Here is a 2,520-nt window from a genome sequence, read left to right on the forward strand (position 1 = left end):
ATGCAGCACTGCGCGTCAACACGCGGCTGGAGATCGCGCAGCTGCATCGCCGGCTGAAGGCGACGATGATCTACGTCACCCACGACCAGGTCGAGGCGATGACGCTGGCCGACAAGATCGTGGTGCTCAACGCAGGGAAAATCGAGCAGATCGGTGGCCCGATGGAGCTCTACAATTCGCCGGCAAATGAGTTCGTCGCCGGCTTCATCGGCTCACCAAAGATGAATTTCGTCGACGGCGCCAGGCTCGGCGAAACCGCCAAGACCATCGGCGTGCGGCCGGAACATTTGACCGTCGATCCGAAATCCGGCGCCTGGAAGGGAACGGTCGTTCACGCCGAACATCTCGGCGCCGACACCAACCTCTATCTCGATTGCGAGAAGGCCGGTCTGATTACCGTGCGGATTTTTGGTGTTTATGATGCCGAGCCGGGTGCCACGCTGTATGCGACGCCGGATCCGGCGAAGACCTATCGGTTTGGAGCGGATGGGAAAACGATCAAGTAATCTTGATACGTCTGCGCTGCCCCTCATTGCCCTGCCGGGCATTTCTCCCCGTGAACGGGGAGAAAGGTACTGGCGCGACGCCGGCGCCTTCTTTGCAGCGCTGGCGATTGGCGAAAGCAGCAGTCACAGCGTCCTTCTCCCCGTTCTACGGGGAGAAGATGGCGGCAGCCAGATGAGGGGCGGCGCAAACCTATCGGGTGATAAGCCTAAACGTCAGCCTTGAACGTCTGCTTCTGCTGCCCCAAGCTTTCGATTCCCAGCTCCACCACATCGCCTGCCTTCAGGAACACCGGCGGCTTCATGCCGAGGCCGACGCCGGGCGGCGTGCCGGTGGAGATGATGTCGCCGGGGTGCAGCGACATGAACTGGCTGAGATAGGAAACCAGATACTTGACGCCATAGACCATGGTCTTGGTCGAGCCGTTCTGCATCGTCTTGCCGTTGACCGTCAGCCACATTTTGAGGTTCTGCGGATCGGCCACTTCGTCCTTGGTTACCAGCCATGGGCCGGTCGGGCCGAACGTGTCGCAGCTCTTGCCCTTGGTCCACTGGCCCTGCCGCTCGGCCTGGAAGGCGCGCTCGGAGACGTCGTGGGCAACGCTGTAGCCGGCGACATAGTCGAGCGCATCGGCCTCGCTGACATACTTGGCGGTTTTGCCGATGATTACGGCCAGTTCGACTTCCCAGTCGGTCTTCTCCGAGCCGCGGGGGATCAGCACGTCGTCATCCGGCCCGACAATGGCCGAGCTTGCCTTCATGAAAATGATCGGCTCCGGCGGCACGGTGGCGCCGGTTTCGGCGGCATGGTCGGAATAGTTGAGGCCGATGCAGATGAACTTGCCGGTGCCGGCAACGCAGGCGCCGAGGCGCGGGCTGCCGGAAACCGCCGGCAGCGACTTCGGATCGAGCTTGGCGAGTGCCGCCAGCGATGCCGGATCGAGTGCCTTGCCGCCGATATCGGTGACGTGAGCGGAGAGATCACGGATCGTTCCATCCGCATCGAGCAGGCCGGGACGTTCGCTTCCCACCTCGCCATAGCGCAGCAGTTTCATCTAAATCCTTCTCCTGATTGCGGCCTCGTGGCCTTTTGCAAACTTTCCGCCAAGGCGATTGCGCCTTCAAGGAACCGGCGGACCGTACCCATCGACCTGACTACGGACAAGCGCGATCGCCATACAAGATAGCCGGCGCGCGGGATTTTCAGACTCTTCGATCCCCTGTCAAACGCCGGGAAAGGGCCGGCTCGTCCGGCTCGGCAAGATTTCCGCAGTCAGATCGACCAGCCGCCATCAATATTGTAGGCCTGCCCTGACGTATAGGTGGCGCCGGCCAGATAGACGGCGAGATCCGCGATCTCCTCCGGCGTGCCGAGCCGGCCCATCGGCTGGCGGGCGATGAAGGCGGCGCGGGCGGCATCGTAGTCGCCTTGCGCGTGCATGCGGTCCTGCAGCGACGGGCTCTCGACCGTGCCGGGGCAGATGGCGTTGCAGCGTATACCCTTGCCGACATAGTCGGCGGCGATCGCCTTGGTCAGGCCGATGACGGCGGCCTTGGTCAGGCCATAGACGAAGCGGTTGGGCACGCCCTTGGTTGAACTGGCCAGCGAGGCCATGTTGATGATCGATCCGTCGCCGCGTTCCAGCATGCCGGGCAGCACGGCCCGGCTGGTGCGGATCATGGCGCGAACATTGAGATCCAGCGCGAAATCGAGATCGGCTTCCTTCATCTCGAGGATCGAGCCCGAATGGACGAAACCGGCGCAATTGAACAGCACGTCGACGACGCCGATCTCGGCAAAGGCGGCGTTGACGGCTTCGTCGTTGAGCACGTCCAGCTTGCGGGTCTTGATCCCCGGCGCCCTGGCGAGTTCCGCCAGCAGTGCCTCGTTGATGTCGGTGGCGTGGACGATGGCGCCAGCTTTTGCGAACGCCAGTGCGCTCGCCTTGCCGATGCCTTGCGCCGCTGCCGTGACGACAACGACCTTGCCTGCCAGATCCGCCATGCTGTTCTCCTC

Annotated in this window: 3 protein-coding genes; 1 reads left to right on the forward strand and 2 read right to left on the reverse strand. The window is 62.8% G+C overall.

Annotation, left to right across the window (positions count from 1 at the left end; translation table 11 throughout):
• Positions 1-506, forward strand: a 506-nt coding sequence (locus EN750_RS28860; protein WP_145968006.1) for an ABC transporter ATP-binding protein, incomplete at its 5' end; no start/stop codon positions are given.
• Positions 507-712: 206 nt separating this feature from the next.
• On the opposite strand, the gene EN750_RS28865 is transcribed toward EN750_RS28860, so the two are convergent.
• Both EN750_RS28865 and EN750_RS28870 read right to left on the reverse strand, forming a co-directional pair.
• Complete coding sequence (locus EN750_RS28865; protein ID WP_127398786.1) at positions 713-1,558, reverse strand: fumarylacetoacetate hydrolase family protein; 846 nt, start codon at positions 1,556-1,558, stop codon at positions 713-715.
• A 218-nt stretch (positions 1,559-1,776) separates the two neighbouring features.
• Positions 1,777-2,508 (reverse strand): SDR family oxidoreductase, encoded by a 732-nt coding sequence (locus EN750_RS28870; protein WP_127398787.1) that lies wholly within the window; start codon positions 2,506-2,508, stop codon positions 1,777-1,779.
• Positions 2,509-2,520 lie beyond the last annotated feature (12 nt).

This window comes from Mesorhizobium sp. M7A.F.Ca.ET.027.03.2.1, assembly GCF_003999175.1.
Taxonomy (GTDB): Bacteria; Pseudomonadota; Alphaproteobacteria; order Rhizobiales; family Rhizobiaceae; genus Mesorhizobium.

Excerpts from the sequence above, each read along its gene's own strand:
- EN750_RS28865 (WP_127398786.1), bottom strand. The coding sequence starts at position 1,558 with ATGAAACTGCTGCGCTATGGCGAGGTGGGAAGCGAACGTCCCGGCCTG.
- EN750_RS28870 (WP_127398787.1), bottom strand. The coding sequence starts at position 2,508 with ATGGCGGATCTGGCAGGCAAGGTCGTTGTCGTCACGGCAGCGGCGCAA.